18 protein-coding genes are annotated in these 21,995 nt (G+C 57.8%); 1 reads left to right on the top strand and 17 read right to left on the bottom strand.

Going from position 1 to position 21,995, the window contains the following annotated elements:
* Nucleotide 1 precedes the first annotated feature (1 nt).
* Entirely contained in the window at nucleotides 2–1,711 is a 1,710-nt protein-coding gene (locus B5E42_RS01525; protein WP_087236203.1) for an ABC transporter ATP-binding protein, read from the bottom strand.
* Nucleotides 1,701–3,467, bottom strand: a complete 1,767-nt coding sequence (locus B5E42_RS01520) for an ABC transporter ATP-binding protein (RefSeq protein ID WP_087236201.1) — start codon at nucleotides 3,465–3,467, stop codon at nucleotides 1,701–1,703. The genes B5E42_RS01525 and B5E42_RS01520 overlap by 11 nt, the downstream gene beginning before the upstream one ends.
* 175 nt (nucleotides 3,468–3,642) lie before the next feature.
* Here B5E42_RS01520 and B5E42_RS01515 point away from each other — a divergent pair, with 175 nt between their 5' ends.
* Complete coding sequence (locus B5E42_RS01515; RefSeq protein WP_204244362.1) at nucleotides 3,643–4,623, top strand: AraC family transcriptional regulator; 981 nt, start codon at nucleotides 3,643–3,645, stop codon at nucleotides 4,621–4,623.
* A 169-nt stretch (nucleotides 4,624–4,792) separates the two neighbouring features.
* Here the strand turns inward: B5E42_RS01515 and B5E42_RS01510 are convergent, their stop codons facing one another.
* From B5E42_RS01510 to B5E42_RS01445, 15 genes are all read right to left on the bottom strand, one after another.
* On the bottom strand, nucleotides 4,793–6,130 hold the full coding sequence (locus B5E42_RS01510; protein WP_087236199.1) for an MATE family efflux transporter: 1,338 nt from the start codon (nucleotides 6,128–6,130) through the stop codon (nucleotides 4,793–4,795).
* Complete coding sequence (locus B5E42_RS01505) at nucleotides 6,117–7,049, bottom strand: M14 family metallopeptidase (protein WP_087236197.1); 933 nt, start codon at nucleotides 7,047–7,049, stop codon at nucleotides 6,117–6,119. The genes B5E42_RS01510 and B5E42_RS01505 overlap by 14 nt, the downstream gene beginning before the upstream one ends.
* Nucleotides 7,046–7,849 carry a dipeptide/oligopeptide/nickel ABC transporter ATP-binding protein gene (locus B5E42_RS01500; protein WP_055181057.1) on the bottom strand — a complete coding sequence of 268 codons (804 nt, stop codon included), beginning with the start codon at nucleotides 7,847–7,849 and terminating at the stop codon, nucleotides 7,046–7,048. The genes B5E42_RS01505 and B5E42_RS01500 overlap by 4 nt, the downstream gene beginning before the upstream one ends.
* A complete protein-coding gene (locus B5E42_RS01495; RefSeq protein ID WP_087236196.1) occupies nucleotides 7,842–8,675 on the bottom strand; it encodes an ABC transporter ATP-binding protein in 834 nt (277 codons plus the stop codon). The genes B5E42_RS01500 and B5E42_RS01495 overlap by 8 nt, the downstream gene beginning before the upstream one ends.
* Nucleotides 8,672–9,496, bottom strand: coding sequence for a nickel/cobalt ABC transporter permease (opp1C, locus tag B5E42_RS01490; protein WP_055181053.1), 825 nt, complete (start codon nucleotides 9,494–9,496; stop codon nucleotides 8,672–8,674). The genes B5E42_RS01495 and opp1C overlap by 4 nt, the downstream gene beginning before the upstream one ends.
* Nucleotides 9,497–9,499: 3 nt before the next feature.
* Nucleotides 9,500–10,438 carry a nickel/cobalt ABC transporter permease gene (gene opp1B, locus B5E42_RS01485; RefSeq protein WP_055181050.1) on the bottom strand — a complete coding sequence of 313 codons (939 nt, stop codon included), beginning with the start codon at nucleotides 10,436–10,438 and terminating at the stop codon, nucleotides 9,500–9,502.
* Nucleotides 10,439–10,612: 174 nt separating this feature from the next.
* Nucleotides 10,613–12,205 carry a nickel ABC transporter substrate-binding protein gene (nikA, locus tag B5E42_RS01480; RefSeq protein WP_343214160.1) on the bottom strand — a complete coding sequence of 531 codons (1,593 nt, stop codon included), beginning with the start codon at nucleotides 12,203–12,205 and terminating at the stop codon, nucleotides 10,613–10,615.
* A 139-nt stretch (nucleotides 12,206–12,344) separates the two neighbouring features.
* Nucleotides 12,345–13,247, bottom strand: a complete 903-nt coding sequence (locus B5E42_RS01475) for a LysR family transcriptional regulator (protein ID WP_055181046.1) — start codon at nucleotides 13,245–13,247, stop codon at nucleotides 12,345–12,347.
* A gap of 290 nt (nucleotides 13,248–13,537) precedes the next feature.
* On the bottom strand, nucleotides 13,538–15,268 hold the full coding sequence (locus tag B5E42_RS01470; protein WP_087236192.1) for an ABC transporter ATP-binding protein: 1,731 nt from the start codon (nucleotides 15,266–15,268) through the stop codon (nucleotides 13,538–13,540).
* A complete protein-coding gene (locus tag B5E42_RS01465) occupies nucleotides 15,269–17,026 on the bottom strand; it encodes an ABC transporter ATP-binding protein (protein ID WP_087236190.1) in 1,758 nt (585 codons plus the stop codon).
* A 34-nt stretch (nucleotides 17,027–17,060) separates the two neighbouring features.
* A complete protein-coding gene (locus B5E42_RS01460) occupies nucleotides 17,061–17,450 on the bottom strand; it encodes an MptD family putative ECF transporter S component (RefSeq protein WP_087236188.1) in 390 nt (129 codons plus the stop codon).
* Nucleotides 17,410–17,628, bottom strand: coding sequence for a hypothetical protein (locus B5E42_RS18590; protein WP_141242417.1), 219 nt, complete (start codon nucleotides 17,626–17,628; stop codon nucleotides 17,410–17,412). The genes B5E42_RS01460 and B5E42_RS18590 overlap by 41 nt, the downstream gene beginning before the upstream one ends.
* Before the next feature lie 70 nt (nucleotides 17,629–17,698).
* Nucleotides 17,699–18,313 (bottom strand): TetR/AcrR family transcriptional regulator, encoded by a 615-nt coding sequence (locus B5E42_RS01455; protein WP_006573116.1) that lies wholly within the window; start codon nucleotides 18,311–18,313, stop codon nucleotides 17,699–17,701.
* Between the two features lie 173 nt (nucleotides 18,314–18,486).
* Entirely contained in the window at nucleotides 18,487–20,235 is a 1,749-nt protein-coding gene (locus B5E42_RS01450; RefSeq protein WP_204244361.1) for an ABC transporter ATP-binding protein, read from the bottom strand.
* Complete coding sequence (locus tag B5E42_RS01445) at nucleotides 20,232–21,953, bottom strand: ABC transporter ATP-binding protein (protein WP_242966976.1); 1,722 nt, start codon at nucleotides 21,951–21,953, stop codon at nucleotides 20,232–20,234. Before B5E42_RS01445 ends, B5E42_RS01450 begins: the two co-directional genes overlap by 4 nt.
* Between the last annotated feature and the right edge of the window lie 42 nt (nucleotides 21,954–21,995).

The raw sequence follows: 21,995 nt of genomic DNA, 5'->3' as shown, positions 1-21,995 counted from the left end.
TTCAGGCGGAAATCTTTTGCTCTGCATTCCACATGGCTGCATACTTCCCGTTCTTCGCCAGCAGTTCCTCATGGGTACCGGACTCTGCAATTTTTCCATCTGCTACCACCAGGATCTGATCCGCATTCTTGACAATAGACAGGGTGTGGGCGATCATCACCACGGTCTTTTTCTCCTTGAGCAGGTTGGCGATGGCCTGTTTCACCGCCAGTTCGTTCTCGATGTCCAGGGATGCGGTGGCCTCGTCCAGCAATAGGATGGGACTGTTTTTTAGAATGGCCCTGGCGATAGAAAGCCGCTGCCGCTCTCCTCCGGAGAGCAGGCTGCCGTTTTCTCCAATCTCGGTGTCATAGCTCTTTTCCAGTTTCTCCACAAAACCGTCACATCCGGCGTCCCTGCAGGCTGCCTCCACCTCCCGGTCAGTGGCCGTGGGCCGGGCGTGGCGGATATTCTCCCGCACAGTATCGTCAAAGAGGAACACCTGCTGATCCACCATAGAGAGCTGTGCCAGCACCCGCTCTGCGGAGACAGTCTGGATGGATCGACCGCCGATGGTGATGGTCCCGCTCTGCGGCTCATAGAATTTGGCAATCAGATTCAAAATCGTGGATTTGCCCGAGCCGGAGTCCCCCACGATGGCGGTGAGTTTTCCCTCCGGGACGGTGAAGGACACCCTCTTCAGGACCGGCTCTCCCGGTATATAGGAGAACGACACATCCCGGAAGGTGATGTCGTGCCGCTCCGGGACAAAGGGTGCGTCCTCTCCGGTCTCCTCCGGCTCCTGAATCAGATTCTCAATGTTCCTTTTGGAGACCATCAGGTGCTTCCACTCAAAGAGATCAATGGCAATACTGGCGGTGAGCTTGGTCAGCAGAATGGGAAGCATGGACAGCATCAGATAGTCTACGCCGTTCAGCGTCCCCGCCGCCCATGGCCCGGCGGCCAGCACCATGATAAGCGGCACGCTGCCCCAGCTGATGATATTGTAGCCGAATCCGATGGGGATGCCCTTGGCTTCGTACTGGTAGCACACCCGGCCGAACTCCTCCATGGCCTGGGTGACGGTCCTGTTTTTCACGCCGCCCATGTTGTACGCCCGGAACATCTGAATGCCATCAATGTACTCCACAATGCCGCTCACCGTCTCAGCGCTGACCTTGTTTTTCGCCACGCCGTACACCTTTACCACCCGGAAGGACAGCCACAGGTCGGGAATCAGCAGTACGACAACCGCCAGCAGAATCAGCCCCGCCGGCAGCCAGACGGTGCAGACAAAGCCCACCAGCACCGCGGAAAGCGCGGCGTTTTTGATAATGTTCCCACTGGAATGGGTCAGGATTTTCTCATAGCTGCCCACATCGCTGGTCATGGTGTTCACATACTGCCCAACCTGCCCCTGGGTGAAGCGGGCCAGGGGGATCTTCTTGAGCTTATCCCCCAGAAGCAGCCGCAGGCGCTTGGACACCGCCGCCCCGCCGATCTGGACCTGGGTGTACCCGGTGCTGTAAATGACCAGCCGCAGCAGGAAAATGACAACGAGCCCCGCGGTGACCGCTCCCACCATTCCGGCGGTAATCGTTCCTGAAGCCAGAGCGGTGAGGACGATGTAGACAGACAGATAACTGCACCCGGAGAGGATGCCCTCCAATACGGTCAGCACTACGCCAATATAATAAGCCCTGTTTTTGCGGAACGGAGATTCATTTGTCATCGTCTTGCCCTCCTTTCACGGAATAGGTGATGGACCTGGCTGCCCGGTAGTCGGCCCAGGCTTTGCGGTAATAAGAATTCTGTTCCAACACCTCCGCATGAGTTCCGCAGCAGGTGATGGTGTGATCCTCCACCACCGCCACCTTGTCGCACATCTTTACCGCGCCCAGCCGGTGAGCCACGATGAGTACGGTCTTGCCACGGCAGAGGTTTTCAATGGCCCGGTCAATCTCCACCTGATTCTCCGGGTCGGCGGCAGAGGTCGCCTCGTCCAAAATGAGGATAGGGGCGTCCTTCAAAATGGCGCGGGCAATGGCGATGCGCTGGCGCTCCCCACCGGAAAAGCGTGAACCCATGGCCCCAACCTTGGTGTCGTATCCTTGGGGCAGCGACAGGATGAAGTCGTCGATCTGTGCCAGACGGGCAGCCTCCCGCACCTGTTCCAGCGTGGCCTGCGTGCCCATACGGATGTTCTCCAGCACGCTGTCCCGGGTGAGGAAGGTCTTTTGAAACACGATGGAGATGTGGGCGAGCAGGTCCTCGTAGCGGATGTCCCTGACATTCCGGCCGCCGATGCGGACCTCGCCCTTTGTTGTGTCGTAAAACCGGGAGATCAGCTGGATGATAGTGCTCTTGCCCGCGCCGGACACCCCCACCAGGGCCACCTTTTCCCCCTGCTTTACCGACAGAGAACAATCCCGCAGCACATCCGTCTTCCCGACATAGGAGAAGGTCACATGGTCCAGTTCAATGCCGCGGTCCTCCGGGAATGGCCCGCCTCCTTCAAAGACCGGAAGCTCCAGGATCTCCCGCACCTTTCCCACACCGCTGAGGGCCTGGCCAAAGGTGGTGGACATCTTCTGGAGCGGCAGGATCTCCGTCAGGTACATGCCGCCCACATAGGCAAAGAGCAAAAACACGCTGGCACTCACCGAACCACGGAGGAACAGCAGCCCCCCGGCCGGGATCATCAGGAGCATACCGCACTCCACCAGCAGCAGGAAAGCCGCATAGGGCGGCGCGGTTTTATGGGTCACTAGATTCCAGATCCGGTTTTCCTCCGAAATGGCGTGGGAAAACTTCTGAAACGACCGGCTCCCCATGTTGTACGCCTTGATGAGCCGCATCCCGGAGACATACTCGATCATTACCGAGTTGAAGCTCACCAGGGAGCGGTTGGCGTCCTCCAGAATCCCCTTCATGCGGCCAAAGATCACCCCCATCACAATTCCCGCCAGCGGCAGGGGGAGCAGCGAGACCAGCGCCAATGGGACATTCACCGACAGCAGATAGAGGAAGATCACCACCGGGCCGGTGAGATAGGCCACGAACTCCGGCAGGTTATGGGCCAGAAACAGCTCCAGCTTCTCAATGTCCTCGTTGAGCACGGTCTTGACCGCTCCCGTGCTCCGCTCATCCAACGCGCCCAGGGGCACCTTCGCCAGATGCTCCGTGACCATGCACCGCACCCGGAACAGGGCGCCGTAGGCCCCCTTGTGGGACAGCACCCCGGAGGCCCCCAGCAGCACCATCCGCCCCACGGTGCCCGCCATCACGAACACGGCGCAGTCCGCGATCACCGCCGGGGTGCAGGCGCCGGACAGCACCGCGTCCATCAGCCGGTACAGCCCCAGGTAAGCGGTGATCGCCAGCAGCCCGCTCCCAAATGCGCACAGCACCGACCCGATCAGCCATTTCTTCTCCGGCCCTGCCCACCGGAGCAAAAGCCTGACCGGGCTTATCTCTTTCTGTTTCATATTGCACTCCTCCTTTACCAGCCTTGACGGAACAGGCCGGATATGATATTTTAGTTAGTAGATACTAACTAAATAACAGCATACTCCCTGTCTGTCACAGATACAAGGCGTGCCACGCTCATGCGGCTGATCGGGGTATGGATTCGGCCGATTGAGGCGGAGGAGGCGTGTCAGAATGTATAGCTGCAATGTGTTGGATGAGCAATATGCCGGGGCCATGGCAGAGCATGGTTTTGTGCCGGAGCCGGACAACCGGAGGTATGGAAGCATGGGCCTGTGCTGGCGGCAGGCCGGCCCCGGTGGAAGCGGCTATTTCTGGACCTATGGGCAGCAGGACCTCTATATGCTCAAAATCCACGATTTCTATTTTCACGAGGATCAGCTTCTGGAGTTTTGCTGGCCGGAGAGCCTGAGCGTCACCTGGTACGAGTCCATCTCCGGGGAGGAGTTCTCTCCCTGCCGCCGGCTGGTGTCCGGCTGTGTCAAGAGCTTCATCGGCGGGCGGGAGCCCTACCGGGCGCTCATCCACCGCCGGGTCCCCATCGTATCCATCGGCATTGAGATCACTCCGGCCTACTATCAGGACTACCTCCGCCGCCAGTTTCCGGAGGAGTTCCAAAGCCTGTTGGAATCCTTTCAATCTCTGGACCAGACCGACCACTTCCCGGAGATGGTCCGCCTGCTGAAAGAGGTCCGTGACTACCGGGGCGAGGGGCTGGCCGCCAAACTCTTTTACGACGGCAAGGTGGCGGAAGCCGTGGCGCTGGTGGTGGAACGGCACCGGGCCCACCCAGCTCCCAGGCGGACACTGACGCAGGAGGATGAGCGGATGCTGGCGGATGTGGCGGCCTACATCACCGCCCATTGTGCGGACCGGCTGCCTCTGGAGCGCCTGGCCCGCATCGGCTGCATGGGCGTCTCCAAGCTGAAGGATGCCTTTCACACCCGATACGGCTGCACCATCACTCAGTATATTCAGGAGCAGCGGATGGAGCGTGCGGAACAGCTGCTGGCAAATACCGACCTGCCCGTGGGCCAGATCGCTAAAATTGTGGGCTATCAGAATCCCAGCCGTTTCGCGCAGCTCTTCCGCCGCAGCACCGGGCAGAGCCCGGCAGCGTTCCGGGCGTTCTCCCACCCACGGGAAGCAGAGTGAGAGAATACGCCGGACCGAAAAAGACAGGAGGTAGGAAGAAAGACAGCCGCCAGCTCTCGGCTTGCTCCTAAGCCTGAAGGAACCGGTGAATGATTTACAATCTCATTGCGCCCGATATCTATGGTAATAGAAAAATCTATATGAGGACGCTACAATAATATCAAGGAGATTATGAATTTGAGCCATCCTTCATCTTGGTACGAATCGTCTGCTGCGCTCCCAGCATGGAACATACCGCTCTTGTTGCTTGATCGAGAGTAAGGGCAATCCATGCTCCGTATAATCCCAGACCAAGTTCATAAACCAGAAAGAAGGTAAGGATCGGCCGCACCACCGCGATACTGATGAGAGAATAGAGGGCCACAAAACTGGTATGCCCCAAGCCACGGAGCAGCCCCGCATGGACCATAGCCCATGCCTCCGGAATGTTGACAGCAGCCACAAAGATCATGATCTCACAGCCCAGAGCCAGGTCATTGCCCTCCAAGTGGTAGAACCGAAGCAAGGGCGACCGGAGCAGCAAATAGATCAGCGTGGCCGCACCCCCAGTCCACAGCGCCGCCCGGCGGGACACCGCCCCGATCCGTTTCAGATTGCACGTCCGTCCAGAGCCCAACGCCTGGCCTGCCTGAACCAAGCTGGCCTTCCCAAGCCCCTGGGAGAAGCTATAGTAAATGTCGCACAGGCTCCCGCAGATGTTGTGGACGCTTAGCGCCACTGTGCCCAGATCCGCCACCAGGCGGGAGAATGTGAACATCCCGAACCGTTCCGCCGCCTGCTCCAGGAACGTGCCCGCGGCAAGGGGAGCCAGGGAGCGGAGGTATTCCCGTCCCGGCAGCCAGTCCCCTCTGCCCCGCAGAGTGGCCGGATGCCGCCGCCGTAAGAAAAGCGCCAGCGTATAGGCCAGCGTAGCGCCAGCACCGATAGCGGTTCCAAGCCCGGCGCCAAAAACTCCCAATTTGGGGAATGGACCAAGGCCGTAGATCAGCAGCGCATTGAAGACGACATTGACTCCGTTGCCCAGCACATTGGACACAAGCACGCTTTTGGTATCGCCAAGCCCCGCCAAGATGCCGTGAAGGACAATAGCCGGCCCGGAGAATGCCAGACTCACCAGGGCGGGAAAGGCATACCGCAACGCCAAGCTGATATAGTCATCCTGTGCACCGGCCAGTTGTAGAAGCGGGCCGGCTCCAATCCAGGTCCCGACCAGGAGCAGTATCGAGAGACCGCACCCCAGCATGAGCGAAGCGCGGGAACAGGCGGTCAGGGACTCATCCGGATCCTCGCCGCGCCGGCGGGCAACATAGGCGCTCAGTGCAACAGAGTAGGAGCGGGTTACGCAGAGGATCACCATACGGGGTTGGGAAAAAATACTGATCGCCGCCACCGCTGTGTTTCCCAGAGAGGAAACCATCAGCAGGTCGGCGGCGGTGAGCAACATCAGCAACAGTCCCTCTGCCGCGGCGGGCCAGGCCAGCCGCCAGAATTCCTTACGGATGGCCATATGCGATCAGCGGATCTCCCGCCCGGACGCCCAGGGCGATTGTGTAGTAAAGGACAATGCCGTCAAACTCGGCCCGAACCTCTTGTAAGCGGTGGCCGGACAGCGTCTCCAGATGTCCGAGCAGTTCTCCCCTTCGGACCTGTTGGTCTAAACCTACTGCCGGGTACCAAAATCCCTCCGACTCAGCTTCCGCATAGAAGGTTTCTGTGATTTCCAGCTGATCCCGCGGCGGGTTCCCTCCGGGCATAACCTCCAGATGTCGCAGCAGGGAGCGGACATCCTCACAGCAGGCGTCCACCTCCTGTTCAGACCACAGCCCCTGACCGCCCCGCTCAATCAGCAGGGCGGGAACGCCCCTCTGCACCGCCCAGCTGTAAAGTCCGTTCTTCGCAGTGGAACGTACCCGGTAGGGTACAGTCAGGACCTTGGCGGCGGCCAGGGAGACTTGGTTGACTATTTCCTCCCCCGCTGTGGGGAAGAACACCAATGGATGAAGCGCCTCGTTGCAGTCTCCGCTGTGGAGATCAGCCAGCAAATCGGCTTCCGGGTACAAAGCCGTTTCCAGAGCAAAGGCCAATCGAGCGGAAAGGCTGCCCGCAGAATCGCCGGGGAAGGCTCGGTTCAAATTGACGCCGTCCTCTGGCACCACCTGTTTGGCTCCGGCATAGAAGGCGCTGGGATTTGCCAGCGGCAGGAGGATGACGTTCCCCGACAGTCTCGCCGGGTCCAGTTCTCCAGCCAGGCGGCGCAGTGCCTGGGGCCCCACATATTCGCACCCATGGACCCCGCCTGTGACAACCAGTGTTCTGCCCCGTGCGGCGCCGCACAGGCAGATTGCATTCAGAGGCGGAGCATCCGGTACCGGGAGCGGTACGTTTTTCCGCTCACCCGACAAAAGTGTTGTCCCACAAAAAATCATACGGCCACCTCCGAAGTCTCGGTGTCAAATACCACAATGGACTCCAGCAGCCGCCGGGCGTACTCATCCTTGGTCTCGCTGATGCGGCTGACGGGCAGATATTCAGTTACACGGCCCTGATAAAGGAACAGCACATCGTCACAGAGATAAGTGATAGAGGTCAGGTCGTGGGTGATAAATACATAGGTCAGTCCCAGTTTTTCCTTCAGGTCCTGCAGCAGATCCATCACCTGGACCTGGGTATGCGCATCCAAGGAGGAGATCGCCTCATCAAAGAGGATGACCTCTGGCTTACAGGCCACCGCCCTGGCGATGCACACCCGCTGAAGCTGGCCACCGGAGAGTTCGTGGGGAAATCTGTCCGCAAAATCAGCAGGAAGTCCCACCAGCTCCAGAAGGGCGGCTGTTTCTTTGTTTCGCTCCAGCCGTCCCCTCTCCCGGCGTTCCCGGACGGTCAGGCCCTCGCCAATGATGTCTTTGACACGGAAGCGGGGATTAGCAGAGGTTGTGTAGTCTTGAAACACCACACTGAGCTTGTTTTGCAGGTTCCTCCGGCCCGCCCGGGAGGCGTAGACCGACACACCGTCCAGAATCGCCTCCCCGCTGTCTGGCTTCAGGAGCCCACACAGCACCCGGCCCATAGTGGATTTTCCGCTGCCGGACTCTCCCAAAATACCGAGGCAAGTCCCTCTTTTTACGTTCAGGGACACATCAAAGAGCACCTGCTGACGGGTATGTCCGAACACCTTGTCCTGACGCTCACTTCGGAAACTGACGCAGATATTTTTCAGTTCAAGCATAGGCGCACTCCTTTCCTCCCAGTACCTGGCTGTACCGGCGCATCACATCCGTCCGCTTCTCCACCAGCAGCTTGGTATAGGAATCGGCCGCGTGATGGAGAATATGATGGAAATCCCCTTGATCCACCACAAGCCCCTGATTGAGGACTACGATCCGGTCTGCCACCCGGGAAATAGCGTTCAAGTCATGAGAGATAAAGACCATTGCCGTCTGGTGTTCCTGCTTGATCCGCAGCAATTCGTCCAGAATCTCAAATTGAGTGATGGCGTCAATGGCTGTCGTGGGTTCGTCCGCGATCAGGAGGGACGGCTCCATAGCGGTTGCGATACCAATCATGATCCGTTGAAGCATTCCGCCGGAGAGCTGATGCGGGTACTTCTCCAACACCTCTTCCGGATTACGAATCCGCATTTTCCCCAGCATCTCCAGAGATCGCTGGAGGATATCCTCCTTGCTCCAGTTATTGTGGGCCGCAAAGGTTTCGGCAATCTGGGCTCCGATCCGGTAGAGGGGGTCAAAACAGGTCATCGGGTTTTGGAGAATGATGCCTACCTGGCCGCCCCTCAGACGGCGCAGCTCTTCATCACTTTTCCCCAGCAGTTCTTCTCCCTGGAATTTGGCGCTTCCAAGCACGTGGAATCCATGATCCAAAAGGCCCATCGCCGCTTTCATAGACATGGATTTTCCACTTCCGGACTCCCCAAGGATTCCAAGACACTCTCCAGGATATATCGAGAAGGAAACTCCCTTCACCAACTCCACCCCCTGATGCCGACGTGCGCAGAGCAGGACATGGAGATCTTGTAATTCCAGAACCGGGGTCATTTCTCCACCTCCTTGGGGTCCAGCACGTCCCGCAGGGCGTCACCCATCAGATTAAAGCAGCACACCAGAACCACGATAGCAATACCAGGCGCGATCATCTGGGTGGGATTACTGGTGAGTACATCCTTCGCCTCGTTGAGCATGGCTCCCCATTCCGGGGTGGGGGCCTGCACGCCGAGCCCCAGGAAGGACAGGGTAGAGATATTGATAATGGCCCAGCCCACATCCAGAGAAGCCAGCACCGCAAGATCAGAGGTGATGGATGGCAAAAGGTGGCGGAACAGGATGAACCGCTCCGGCATCCCCACGCACCGGGAGAACTGGACAAAGTTCCGGTCCCGGTACTGCATAACGCCGGTTCGGATCATACGGGCATACCAGGCCCATTTGATGAACACATTGGCAATGATGACATTTTGGACATTGATCCCCAGAAGGCCCACCACGGCGAACACCATGATCTGACTGGGGAAGGAGAGCATCACGTCCACCACCCGCATGATGATTTCTTCCACCACGCCCCGGAAGTAGCCGGCCATAACGCCCAGCAGCGCGCCCAGCGCGATGGTCCCCAGCATGGTCAGAAGGGCAAGTCCCAGTGTTGGACGGATACCATAAATCAGGCGGGAGAGCACACACCGCCCCAGGTGATCAGTCCCCAGCGGATATTCCAGGCTGTACGGCGCGAATTTGTCGAGGATGTCCGTAACATAGGGATCGTGCGGCGCCAGGAGCGGGGCAAGAATGCCGATCAGCGCGATCAGGAGGACAAAAGCCACCGTTACCACAGCGGCACGGTTGTGCAGAAAGCGTTTTCCCATAGCTCAGCTCTCCTTTCTCAGCCTGGGATCGGATACAGTCTGAAGGATGTCGAACACTAGATTAAATACAACGAACAATACACCGATGAACAGCACATAAGTCTGGATGACCGGCAGATCACGATTAAAGATAGAACTGATGCACAGCGTTCCCAGCCCCGGCCAGGAAAACACGTTTTCCACCACGATGGTGCCGGCAATCATCTGAGGGATGCTCATGCCCATGGCGACAATGCAGGTGTGCATGGAATTTTTCAGGATATGCTTGACCAGGATAGACCGCTGAGGCAATCCCCGGACATTGGCATAGAGTACATAATCCTGCTTCATATTCTCCAGCATATTGTTGCGGATGAGCCGGATATAGGTAGAGATGTAGCTGAGCGCCACGGTAAAGGCGGGCAGTATCATATGTTGCCAAGTACCGTTTCCGTTGGTCGGTAGAAGCCCCATTTTGACACTGATCCCCCACATCAGGAGTAACCCGACCCAATAGGCAGGCATGGCGGTGGAGATGAAGACCAAACCCCGCATAATCTTATCGAACCAGCCGTCCTTATACACAGCGCAGAGGAAGCCGATAGGGATGCTCAGCACCAGCACGATCACAAACGAGGCCGCCGCCAACTGCAGTGTGGCTGGCAGGCAGCGGGCCAGTTCTCCGGCTACTGTGCGGGCGGGATTGACATAACTGATACCGAAATCTCCCTGAAGACAGCCCAGGACCCAATCAAAATACCGCACCAGAAACGGTTTGTTCAGGCCCAGCGCCTCCTCCATCTCCGCAATCGCCTCCTCTGTGATAATGGGCGTCTGCTGAATTCGGAGGACGACCTCCGCCGGATTTGAGGGAATCATATTGATGAATACAAAACAGACAAAGGAAATCGCCAGCAGCAGGGGGATTGCCATCAGCAGCCGGCGGATCACATAGCGCTTCATAGATGCCCCTTTCTTTTTTACATATTTGCAAAATTGTGATTTTCTTCTGTGGAAGCCTCGCAAACGTGTTTCTTGTGTGCTTCACGCCTGGGGAAAGCGTGAGCAAATCCCGCGAGCGAAAGCAATTCATCATAAGGGCCGCTTCAAAAGAAGCGGCCCCGATGCCATCGACGATTACTCGAAGTACATGCTTGCGAAATCCACATCATACTGGTCGGTGCCGAAGTGGACCCCCTTCAGTTCCGAGGTATAAAGGGCCTTGTTGGTTTCATAGGTCAAGGGGATGTAGACGGCGTCCTCATGGAGCCGGGTCAGAACAAAGTCATATAGTTCCTGACGCTCTGTCTCATCGGTGGAGGTGAGGATATCCGTGATGGCCTGATCGATCTCCGCCTTGTCCTCCAGTCCCTGCTGTGCAGCGTAGTCGCCATACACCGGGGCCCGCATAGCAGCCAGAGAGGACTGGGGATCATAAGGCATACCCCAGCAGATGTTGAACACCATATCGAAATTACCGGCTTTCATGTTATCACGATAAGACTGTTCTTCCTCGCCGTGGATGTTCAGGGAGATGCCCAATTTCAGATACTCGCTCTGAAGATACTCGGAAATAGTCTTCTCAGTAACGCTGTCGCTGTTGTAGAGGAGGTCCAGTTCCAGTTTCTGTCCATTCTTGGCGCGGACCCCGTCGCTTCCCATAACCCAGCCGGCCTCGTCCAGAAGGCGGGCCGCCTCATCTGTGTCGTAAGCATAAGGCTCCAAATCCACGTCACAGTAGGGGACGGTTGTGGAATAAAGGGTATCCGCTGCCGGCTCCAGGCCGTAGAAAATGCCCTCGGAGATGGCCTGCCGGTTTGTGGCGTGCTGGAGCGCCTTTCGCACCGCCACGTCTCCCAAAATATCGTGGGTGGTGTTCAGCACAATATGCCGGGTGGAGGTGGGGTCAGACAAGCTTACGGTGAACCGGTCACTGTCCACATACTGGCTGATGGCATCAGCGTCCAGCATGTTCTTGCCGAAAATCAGGTCGATCTCCTCATTCTCCAGGGCCATAATGCGTGTCTGGTTGTCGGGGATGACCTTGACAGTGATCTTCTGAATTGCGGGCGCCTCACCCCAATAATTCTCATTGCGCTCAAAAACAGCATACTCATCGGTAACAAAGTCTGTGAGCACATAAGGACCTGTCCCGATATAGCCGTTGACGCCGTTCATCGTGCTGCCGTCGATCATGCAGTTAGGGGAAATCATTGCGAACGGGCGGATGCAAGCCAGCTCGGTGAGCATGGGGTAGTACGGCTCGCTCATCTCAATGACAAAAGTGTCGCTGTCCGGCGCCGAAACGCTCACCAGCAGGTTCATCATCTCCAGCCAGGTGTGCCGCTCCCGGTTTTCCAGAATCGCGTTGAAGTTGGTCAGAATGGCGTTGGCGTCGCAGGGTGTTCCGTCGGAGAAGGTTACGCCGTCCCGGATATTGAAGGTATAGATCCGGCTATCATCGCTGATGGTCCAGTCCTCTGCCAGACAACCCACATAACCATCTTCCGTATTGCTCACCAGTGTATCGTAAAGGATACTCTGGGCGTACATCTCACCGGCGTACAGGTGGGGGTTCAGGTCCCGGATATCCCGATAGTTGACAAATATCAGCTCGTCCCGCGTAGCGGTTTCACTCTCTGCGTCGGACGGGCTTCCGCTTGGATCTGCTTCGCCCCCTTGCCCGCAGCCGGCGAGCGCCGTCAGCAACAGAGCGCTGCTCAACAGCACAGAAAAAATCCTTCTTTTCATAAATGCCTCCAGTCTTAAATATTGTAGTCTTGTACTACGGTCTGTAATTTTACAACAGTTAGTCAAGACTTACCAGAGGCCAGTTTTTCATGGAATTCCATAACTATTTGTTATGCCCTTACAGCATTTCCCTGAACCGCTCTATCAGCCAGGAGGCCTGCGGCGAGAGCGGGCGCTCTGGGTCCAGCACATAGCCGATTTGGAGAAACGGCTCGCATCCGTTGATGGACAACGGTTTGATATCATATTGTTCATAGGGGCGGTGCATAAAATTCAGGCCTAGACTGCAAACATCCGTGTGGAGCAGAAAATTGATGATCGAGTGGTCACTGTCGCTGTATATCACGTGCTTCATAACGCTTTGGTCAATGACTCCCATGCTCACCGTTTCAAGATGATGTTCCATGGAAAAGAAATCCCGTACTCCCCGCATGAATTTCAGATTTGGCAGTTCTGAAAAGTCCACACTCTCCGCATGATACAGTGGGTGCTGAGGTCCTACATAGACGCAGATGCTCTTTTCACTCTGAGGAACAAATTCCAATTTCTTGTGGAAAAGAATGTGTTGGAATGTAGGAGTCTGCTTTTGCGCCACATATACGATCCCGACTTCGGAGATCCCCTGGTGGACATGGTTGGTGATCTCCTCCACGGTGCCCTCATGGTGCTCAATATGGATTCGAGGTCCCCAGGTTTTGTAGAAGTCTACCAACAGGCGTGACACCATGTTGCTAGGATATGTGGACAGCCGCAGACCGTCCTGCTCATCCGGCACGGCTAAAGAGGAGATCGTAGCCGTTGCCCTCAGAATCAGCTTCGCATACTCCAGTACGGTCTTCCCATAAACCGTAGGCTGTACGCCCTTCCCGCTCCGGACCAGAAGGGGCCGTCCCAGTTCATGCTCCAATGTACGGATGGTTTTGCTGACGTTTGGCTGCGTGGTATACATGCAAGCCGCAGCTTGTGAAATGCTTCCGCGTTCGCAGGCGGTCACAAAGCTCTCCAGTTGTTTCATTTCCATTGCGCGTTCCTCCATGCCATCAGTTTGCGTATACTAACCACAATATACTATATCAGGCGCTTACGGACAAGTAATATATTCTCATTCAGGATGATATAAACTTGAAAATAGCCGAAATATCAGGTACAGTTTATTATGGTGAATTGTAGGCTGGGTTCCTCCTGAATGGCTGATTGTCAATATGTCCAAGCAGCAGACCTGGCAGGCGGTAAGCGGCCAGAGGCCGCCGGCATCATGCCGGCGGCCTCTGGCCTTTCTGCAACCTTCCAGAACGACGCCTAAAAAAACGATTATTCCAGCCGCCAGCCCTCGGCCTGCTCCCGGACCTGAACAAACCGGCGGTAGAGGCCGTCCTGCGCCATCAGCGCATCGTGAGTCCCCTGCTGAACGATCCGTCCCTGGTCCACCACCACGATCTGATCCGCGTCCCGGACGGTTGAAAGCCGGTGGGCGATGGAAATGAGTGTTTTGCCCGCCGTCAGCTCCCGGATGGCGGCCAAAAGCAGGTGTTCGTTCTCCGGGTCCACACTGGAAGTCGCCTCATCCAGAATGACGATGGGGGCGTCCTTCAGAATGGCGCGGGCAATGGAGACCCGCTGCTTCTCGCCTCCGGAGAGGGTGGAGCCGCCCTCTCCCACCATCGTATTATAGCCGTCGGGCAGCGCCATGATAAAGTCGTGGCACTGTGCGCGCTTGGCCGCCTCCACCACCTGCCCGTGAGTGGCGTTGGGATTGCCGAATTTGATGTTGTTCTCAATGGAGTCGTGGAAGAGATACACATTTTGGAAGACCATGGAGAGGTTTTTCAGCAGGCTGTCGGCGGTGCAGTCCTTCACATCCATGCCGCCCACGCAGACACTCCCCTCCTGCACATCCCAAAAACGGGCGATCAGGCTGCATAAGGTGGTCTTTCCAGAGCCGGACGGTCCCACCACGGCGCAGGTAGTCCCCTGGGGGATTTTGAGAGAAACATGGTCGATGACCTTCCGGCCTCCTCCATAGGAGAAGGATACCTCCTTCAGCTCAATGTCGAAGCGGCCGGGAGCGAGGGCCTTGTCCGTCCGGTCCAGGGAGGGGATGTTGGTCACAGCCTCCAGCCGGTCCAGCTCAGTGGCGATCTTCTTGTCCAGGAAGGAGCCGTCCCCCATGACCTCCATCTCGGAGTAGAGGATAAAGGACGCCACCAGGAACAAAAAGCAGTAGGTCAGGGAGATGGCCCCCTGCAGGTAGAGGAAGGTGGACAGGAACATGAGGGCGCAGCCGGTGAGCTTGAACACCAGAATATAGAGCCGCAGGGCGGGCAGGGCCGCCTTCTCCTGATCCAGCGCCGCCTTCTGCCGCCGGCGGAAGGACTGGTACACCGCGCCGTCCTGCCCCACCGTCTGGGAGAAGGAGCGCAGCACCGCGATGCCCCGGATGTACTCCAGCGACTGGGTGACCAGCTCCTCCTGCGCCTCCTGCACCTTGGGGGTGTGCTCTGCCGCGGCTTTCTGCACCATTCCCAGCACATAGAGGCCCACCAGCAGGCCCGCCAGGGACAGCAGGGAGAACCAGGGACTGAAAAACAGCATCATTACAATAATGATGACCGACATGGACACGCCGCCGGTGATGTCCGTGATAAACAGCATGGAATACTGCTCCAGCTCCACCACCGTGGAGGTGAGAGTGGTCTGGATGGTGCCTAGGCGCTGGTCGGAGAAGTAGCCCATGGGGGCGCTTTTCATCTTCTCACCGATAGCCAGCCGGTAGTCCCGGAAGATGTCGAAGCCCTTGGCGCTCATAGAGATGTCCTCCAGCCACTGGAACAGGAAACGGCCGAACACGCTGGCAATCAGGATGCCGAGGCCCTGTCCGATCACCTCGGCGGTGAGGCTGTCCAGATGGGAGATCACCACATAGACCGCCATGAGCATCATGGCCATGGAAAAGGTTTTCAGGATGTTGCAGACAATGCCCGCATAGATGTATTTTTTCTGGTCTCCGGCAATATCCAGAATCCGTTTGATGGTATGGAACATTCAGTTGACCTCCTTTCCGGCAAAAGCCGCCGTGCTTTGATACTGCTCCCACATAGTCCGGTACAGGGGGCAGGTGTTAAGCAGCTCCTCCTGCCGGCCGCAGGCGGCAAGCCGCCCCTGGTCGATCACCAGAATTTGATCCGCGTTCTGGATGGTGTTCAGCCGGTGGGCCACCACGATCAGGGTCTTGCCCCGTACCAGACGGGAGATGGCCTGTTGGATCTGCGCCTCGCTCTCGGGGTCAGCGAAGGCGGTTGCCTCGTCCAGAATGATGACGGACGCCTTTTTGAGCATGGCCCGGGCGATGGTGATGCGCTGGCGCTCTCCGCCGGAGAGCCGGTCCCCGGCGTCTCCGGCCAGGGTATCGTACCCCTGCTCCAGATTCATGATAAAGTCATGGCAGTTGGCGGCCCTGGCCGCGGCTTCCACCTCCGCGTCGGTGGCGCCGGGGTCGCCCATGCGGATATTCTCCCGGATGGACCTGTCAAAGAGGAAGTTGTCCTGGGCCACATAGCTGATCTCCCCCATGAGCTGGTCAAAGGGAATATTTTGGATGTCCTGCCCGCCGAAGGAGACCGTCCCGCCTGTGGCGTCCCAGAAGCCGGCCATCAGCTTGGCAATGGTGGATTTTCCGGAGCCGGAGGGCCCCACAATGGCGGTGATCTGCCCAGTGCGGGCGGTAAAGCTCACATCGTGGAGGACCTCTTTCTTCCCATCATAGGAGAAGCACACCCGGTCAAAACGGAAGGAACGCTCTCCCAGCTTCACCGGCTTTTCAGGCCGGCGCTGCTCCGGCGTGTCGAGGAAGTCCTGAATGGGGTCCAGGTTGGGAGCCATGTAGGAAAGCTGCCCCAGGGCAAAGCCGAATTTGATGAGCCCGGCCATAAAGCCGAAGGGGATGATGATGCAGGCCAGGAACAGGGGCAGCTCCAGCGTGCCCTGCATATAGAGCCACGCTCCCACGGGCAGCGTGCCCAGTAAAGTGGAGGGGAGCACCGCCTTGAAGCCCGCCATCCAAAACCAGCTCTGCCGCCACCAGGCCAGGGTGCTGTCGTGGAAAAAGTTGACCGACCGGGAGAACTCCCCGAAGCTCTTGCTCCCCTGCCCGAATGCCTTGATGACCTGGATGCCGCCCACATACTCCACCAGGGCGGCATTCATCTCGTTGCCCGAGCGCAGGTAGACGGCCATCTTCTCCTTGTACCCCCGCATCATGCACACGGCGAACACCAGGCTCAGGGGGACGGTAATGAAGGCGGCCAGCCCCATCCGCCAGTCCAGAACGAACACCAGGATGATGCTGAAAACCGGCCCGGCCAGGTTGGAGGGCAGCTCCGGCACCATGTGGGCGATGATGTCCTCCAGCCGCCCCACATTGTCCACCATCAAAGTCTTGAAGGTGCCGGAGGGGGTCTCCAGCATGACGCCCATGGGGACCTTCGCCATTTTATCCGCCAGAGCGCACCGGATGTTCTTCAGGATGGTGAAGGAAACTGTATGGCTGCGCATGGAGGACAGGCCGGTAAGCCACGCCCGCAGGCACATGCACACCGCCGCCGTCACCGCCATGACCGCCGCCCGTTCCACCGTGGCAGTGCCCTCATACAGCTCCTTCGCCAGCAGGGTCACCACAAAATAGGGGGCCATGCCGAACATCTCTCCGATAAAGGCCAGGATCACCGAGCCAGTCATTTTTCCCCTGGCCTCTCCAGAGAAGGAAAAGAGGACTTTCAGGGGATTTTCCCGTTTTGTTTTCATTCTGCACTTCCTTTCCGCCGTATTCCGATACGGCTCATGCTTTTCTGATATAGATTCGGGCCTGACCGCGTTTCCAAAGCGGGCTCCCAAGCCATGCGCCGATGGCGGCTCCCACGATGATGGCCGCCAGCATCAGGACCAGCATCCCCGGCGTAGCAAGCCCCTCCACCGCCGCGGCATAGGCTGGGGACATCTCTTCCGCGGCGCTGGCTGCCGTCCGGGCCGGGTCGATCCAAATGTAGAGTGGACTCCCGCTGGAGCTGAAGGCCAGCGGGAGAAAGCTCCAGCGGGCGGCCCGCAGGCTCTCATACCCGCCCAGCCGCCGCACCAGCTCCGCCAGCACCGCTCCGGCCGCCAGCGTCACCGCCATCCAGCCGGACAGCTCACCCGCCGCCAGGAACAGCAGAAGCACCACTAAGTTCATGAGTACCGGTACCCCAAACCGGGGCGTTCGGGCCGCCAGATGCGGTGATGGCCGGGAGAAAGACCCAGAACAAGGGGGAAAATGACCCACACATCATCACCAGCACCGTGATCAGGAAATAGAGCAGGGACCCGCCGAGCACGGCAGCAAGGCTCCTGGCCGTCCATACACGCTTCATTTACATACGCACCTCCTGTTGTGGATTTTAGTTAGTTTTCGCTAACTCAAATGTAGAAAAAAGGGGCTGTTCAAAGCCCCAGGATGGCCCGCCAGCCGGGAATGAAGAACTGGTGCATCGTATCCAGGTAGTGCAGGGCCTCCTCCTTGGTGAAGTCATGGACTACAACTTCAAAGAGGGCATTGGTATAGGCGGTCATAAGCAGATGGAGTTCTTTGGGGTCCACTTCTTTTACCGGGACGCCATGCTTCTTCGCTTCCTCCATGTAGGCCAGCGTCTCCTGCTGCTCCATAACCACAATATCGTGGAGAAACCAGGCGTACTTGGTCCCGGCGGAACAGCAAAGCAGCAGCTTGAACTCGTTGAAATGGGAATAGATCTGTTCCACCACCAGGCCCAAATCATTGCCTGAATCCCACATGGCATCCAGGTCGCCCTGCTCCAGAAAGTCATAGTCCACCTGCCGCGTCCGCTCACACCACTTCTGAAGTTCGGAGAGTACCGGCTCCACCAGGGCGGCGAACATGGCCTCCTTGTCTACAAAGTGGCGGTACAGTCCGGCGGCGGTGATGCCAGCCTCCTCCGCGATCTCCCGCATGGTGGCCTTTTCAAAGCCTTTTTCCAGAAAGATCTTCATGGCGGCCGGTATGATCCGTTCGTGGGTTTCCGTCTTGTCCTTCGGCATACTTGCCTCCTTTCTTTGTTATCGTTGTTCGCTAACGATGTTTACAATATAGCACGCAGTGTTCAGCCTGTCAAGCCTCTCGTTCTGATTACCATGACAGATAGACACGATGGAAAAACCGCAGTCACCCATTTAGGGCAACTGCGGTTTTTCTGCCTATTCTGCTGCCTATGCTACAATCCCCAGCTTGCCGCCTGGCACTGCTCAGCCCAAAGCCGGGCATAGATCCCATTTCGCTTCAGCAGTTCTTCATGGGTGCCCTGCTCGGCTACCCGGCCCTCATCCAGAACCACAATATTGTCGGCACTCATAATGGATTGGAGCCGGTGGGCAATGACGATGACGGTCTTTTCCGCAACCAAAGCGGAGATCGCCTGCTGAATCAGCACCTCGTTCTCGGGGTCAAGGGATGCTGTTGCCTCGTCCAGCAGAACAATGGGGGCATCCTTCAGCAAAGCTCGGGCAATGGAGATTCGCTGCTTTTCCCCGCCGGAGAGGGTGGAGCCACCCTCTCCCACCATGGTCTGGTAACCTTCGGGCAGGGCCATGATGAAGTCGTGACAGGCCGCGGCCTTGGCTGCCGCGATGATCTCCTCCTTGGTGGCGTCCGGCTTTCCCATGCGGATATTTCCCTCTACCGTGTCATGAAAGAGATACACGTCCTGAAAGACAACACTGATGCGGCTGAGCACCTCGTCACTTTTCATGTCCCGTACGTCCACACAGCCCAGCCGCACCGCTCCGCTGTTCACATCCCAGAACCGGGCGGCCAACCGGGTGATGGTGGACTTCCCGGAGCCGGACGGCCCCACCAGTGCGGTGACGCTCCGGGCCGGGAATTGCAGGGAAATGTCGTGCAGGACCTCGGTTTTTCCATAGCCGAAGGATACATGGTCAAATACGATGTCTGTCCCTTGCGGTGTCTGACTAACTGTCGGTTCCGGCAGGGGCTTTTCATCAAACAGGGCCTTGATCCGTTCTCCGCTTCGGCGGGTGCGGGAGAAGTCCGCGATGAAGGTGAACAAAGTCAGGACCGGCTCATAGACCGTCAGCGTGAGGATCAGGAAGGCAATGTAATAGTAGGGTGTCAACTCCCCGCGGGTCAGCAGTACAACACCCACCAGAATAACCAGCCCGATCCCGCAACTCAAAATGGCCCGGCCCAGCATGCTCACCGGCGCGGCCGCGCCGGTCTCCATCCCGATTGCCGCCTTCCGCTCCTGATCAAAGGATTTCTTGAGGCTTTGGAAGTGCTGGCCGGCCAAATTGAAGGCCCGGAGGGTTTGAATGCCATTGACATATTCCAAGATGCCGGAGGCCACTTCACGCTGGGCCTGCTGGAGATCGGCGCTGACCGTCCCCATCCGGCGCAGGCTCCAGAACGCAAAGGGAAGTGCCAGGGGGATCACCGCAAACAGTGCCAAAGTCATCATGCCGTTGAACCAGGAGAGGCATACGGCCGCCAGTACAAAGCGGATAACAATGACCGCTGTCTGTGGCAGTAACTGCTGGGATAAGTCGCCCACCGTCTGGTAATCCCGCAGAAGGACGGTGGACAGATCCCCAGCGTCCCTGCTGGAATAAAAGCCCATGGACAACTGGCGCAGATGCTCCCCCAGTGTGATCTGGGAGTCCTTGATAATCCCCGCATAACCGGTGCAGGCATCTATGTAGGTTTTCTGGCGGATGAAGAAGTAGACGATCAACTGGGCCAAGAATCCGGCGGCAAGCCCCCAGAGTACCCCAGTGGGGAGTGCGGCCCCGGGTTCTGCCAGAGGGACCAGGAGGAAATAGACAGCACCCAGCATCAGTCCGTATGGGACAGACATTACAATGCTGTCAAAGAGGCACCAGGCCATCAGGCGCAGGTACTTCCCAGGGTGGCCCAGGGTCATCATTTGAAACCAATCTCTGAACTTCATACCTGCACCGCTCCCTTCCCGATACTCCAGCGATCCCGCCGCAGATTGGCGTCTACCAGATGCTTATAGGTCTCACAGCCTGTCAGCAGTTCCTCATGGGTCCCTGCCCCCACCAATTTCCCTTTGTCCATAACCAAGATTTGGTCTGCCCGCTCCACCGTTTTCAGCCGATGGGCAATCATCAGCACCGTCTTGTTCTGGGCCAGTTTCGCAAATGCCGCCTGGATCTTTGCCTCGTTTTCGGCGTCCGCGTAGGCGGTTGCCTCATCCAAGATGATGATAGGGGCGTCTTTCAGGAAGACTCGCGCAATGGCAAGGCGCTGTTTCTCACCGCCGGAGAGATAGGCGTCGTCCCGGCTCACCACTGTCTGATATCCCTGGGGCAATGCCTGGATAACCTCATGGATGCCAGCGTTCCGGGCCGCCTGCTCCACTTCCTCCGTGGTGGCTTCGGTATTCCCCATACGGATGTTGTTTTCAATGGTATCTGTAAACAGCACGGAGTCTTGGAACACATAGGCCACCAGCTCCATCAACCGTGCAGGCGGGATCTCCCGGATGTCCACGCCGCCAATGCGGATGGTGCCCCCCTGGGGCCCATAGAACCGCAGCAAAAGCTGGGCCAAAGTGGATTTCCCACCACCAGAAGGTCCCACCAGCCCGGTGACAGTTCCCTGGGACAGATGAAAGGATACATGGTCTACCGCTGGGATGCCCTCCGTATAAGCAAACTCCACATCAGAAAATTCCACATCGAACGTGGTGGGATCTCCAGCGCCATCCTGATCCGGTTCCGGCTGGCGGAGAATGTTGTCGATGCGGCTGACCCCCTCCACGATGCGGCCCGAAAGTATCACCATCTGCATCAGGTTCTCCATAGGCTCCTTGAGGCCGCTGCCCACCAGGAAAAACAGCAGGATCACCGGCAGGAAGTCCAGATAGCTCTCCGCCATGGGGATCAGCAGCAAAACGGCCGGGAGCAGGAACAGCAGCTGCGCGCCGAAAAAAGCGTAGTAGGCACCCATGGACTTGGCGTTGGCCCGAGCTGTCCGGTCCACCACCTCGGTAAAGTGGTTGAGGTCCTCTTCAAACCGTCGGAAGGCGCTGAGGGTGCGGTTGAACACCTTAATGACGCTCATGCCGTGAATATACTCCACCACCGTCTCCTGCATCCGCTCCTGGGCGTCGTGGAGTTCCACTTGGAGGGCCGCCTTGTCGGGCTGTTTCAAGCAGGCGGAGAGCAGTACCAGAGAGACCAGAATAGGCAGCAGAGTCACAATGGCCAGACGCCAGTCCATGCCGAACAGGTACAGAAGGGTAAAGACCGGCGTAGCAACTGCGGCCGCGATCTCGCAGAAGTGGTGCGCCAGAAACGCCTCGATCTGGTTGGAGTCATCGGAGACCACCTTCTTGATGGCTCCCTGGGTTGTGCCGGTGAAAAATCCGGAGGAGACGCGGGAGAGCTTCTCCATCAGCTGCAGCCGCAGGTCGTAGATAATCTCATAGGCCGCCGTATGGGAAAGTGCAGAGGAAATGAAGGCGCACAGGCCGTAGACCAACGCCGCACCAAAAGTGACCGCGCAGAGCGTTAGGATCGCATTTTGATCCACCATGGATGGCTCCTGGTAATGAGCCAGCAGCTCCCGCACCACACCGTAGATGGTGAAGAATGGTACGATGCGAGCGGCCGAGGACAGGACGGACAGTACACAGGCCAAGGTTAACTTCCTCCCCCTTTGGCCCGCCAATTCAAAAAGCCG

This window comes from Flavonifractor sp. An10 (assembly GCF_002161215.1).
In the GTDB taxonomy this organism is placed as follows: Bacteria; Bacillota; Clostridia; order Oscillospirales; family Oscillospiraceae; genus Flavonifractor; species Flavonifractor avistercoris.
The sequence above is the reverse complement of the archived record's forward strand: the minus strand, read 5'-3'. Positions and strand labels throughout refer to the sequence as shown.

Excerpts from the sequence above, each read along its gene's own strand:
- B5E42_RS01525 (WP_087236203.1), bottom strand. The coding sequence starts at position 1,711 with ATGACAAATGAATCTCCGTTCCGCAAAAACAGGGCTTATTATATTGGC.
- B5E42_RS01520 (WP_087236201.1), bottom strand. The coding sequence starts at position 3,467 with ATGAAACAGAAAGAGATAAGCCCGGTCAGGCTTTTGCTCCGGTGGGCA.
- B5E42_RS01515 (WP_204244362.1), top strand. The coding sequence starts at position 3,643 with ATGTATAGCTGCAATGTGTTGGATGAGCAATATGCCGGGGCCATGGCA.
- B5E42_RS01510 (WP_087236199.1), bottom strand. The coding sequence starts at position 6,130 with ATGGCCATCCGTAAGGAATTCTGGCGGCTGGCCTGGCCCGCCGCGGCA.
- B5E42_RS01505 (WP_087236197.1), bottom strand. The coding sequence starts at position 7,049 with ATGATTTTTTGTGGGACAACACTTTTGTCGGGTGAGCGGAAAAACGTA.
- B5E42_RS01500 (WP_055181057.1), bottom strand. The coding sequence starts at position 7,849 with ATGCTTGAACTGAAAAATATCTGCGTCAGTTTCCGAAGTGAGCGTCAG.
- B5E42_RS01495 (WP_087236196.1), bottom strand. The coding sequence starts at position 8,675 with ATGACCCCGGTTCTGGAATTACAAGATCTCCATGTCCTGCTCTGCGCA.
- opp1C (WP_055181053.1), bottom strand. The coding sequence starts at position 9,496 with ATGGGAAAACGCTTTCTGCACAACCGTGCCGCTGTGGTAACGGTGGCT.
- opp1B (WP_055181050.1), bottom strand. The coding sequence starts at position 10,438 with ATGAAGCGCTATGTGATCCGCCGGCTGCTGATGGCAATCCCCCTGCTG.
- B5E42_RS01475 (WP_055181046.1), bottom strand. The coding sequence starts at position 13,247 with ATGGAAATGAAACAACTGGAGAGCTTTGTGACCGCCTGCGAACGCGGA.
- B5E42_RS01470 (WP_087236192.1), bottom strand. The coding sequence starts at position 15,268 with ATGTTCCATACCATCAAACGGATTCTGGATATTGCCGGAGACCAGAAA.
- B5E42_RS01465 (WP_087236190.1), bottom strand. The coding sequence starts at position 17,026 with ATGAAAACAAAACGGGAAAATCCCCTGAAAGTCCTCTTTTCCTTCTCT.
- B5E42_RS01460 (WP_087236188.1), bottom strand. The coding sequence starts at position 17,450 with ATGAACTTAGTGGTGCTTCTGCTGTTCCTGGCGGCGGGTGAGCTGTCC.
- B5E42_RS18590 (WP_141242417.1), bottom strand. The coding sequence starts at position 17,628 with ATGAAGCGTGTATGGACGGCCAGGAGCCTTGCTGCCGTGCTCGGCGGG.
- B5E42_RS01455 (WP_006573116.1), bottom strand. The coding sequence starts at position 18,313 with ATGCCGAAGGACAAGACGGAAACCCACGAACGGATCATACCGGCCGCC.
- B5E42_RS01450 (WP_204244361.1), bottom strand. The coding sequence starts at position 20,235 with ATGAAGTTCAGAGATTGGTTTCAAATGATGACCCTGGGCCACCCTGGG.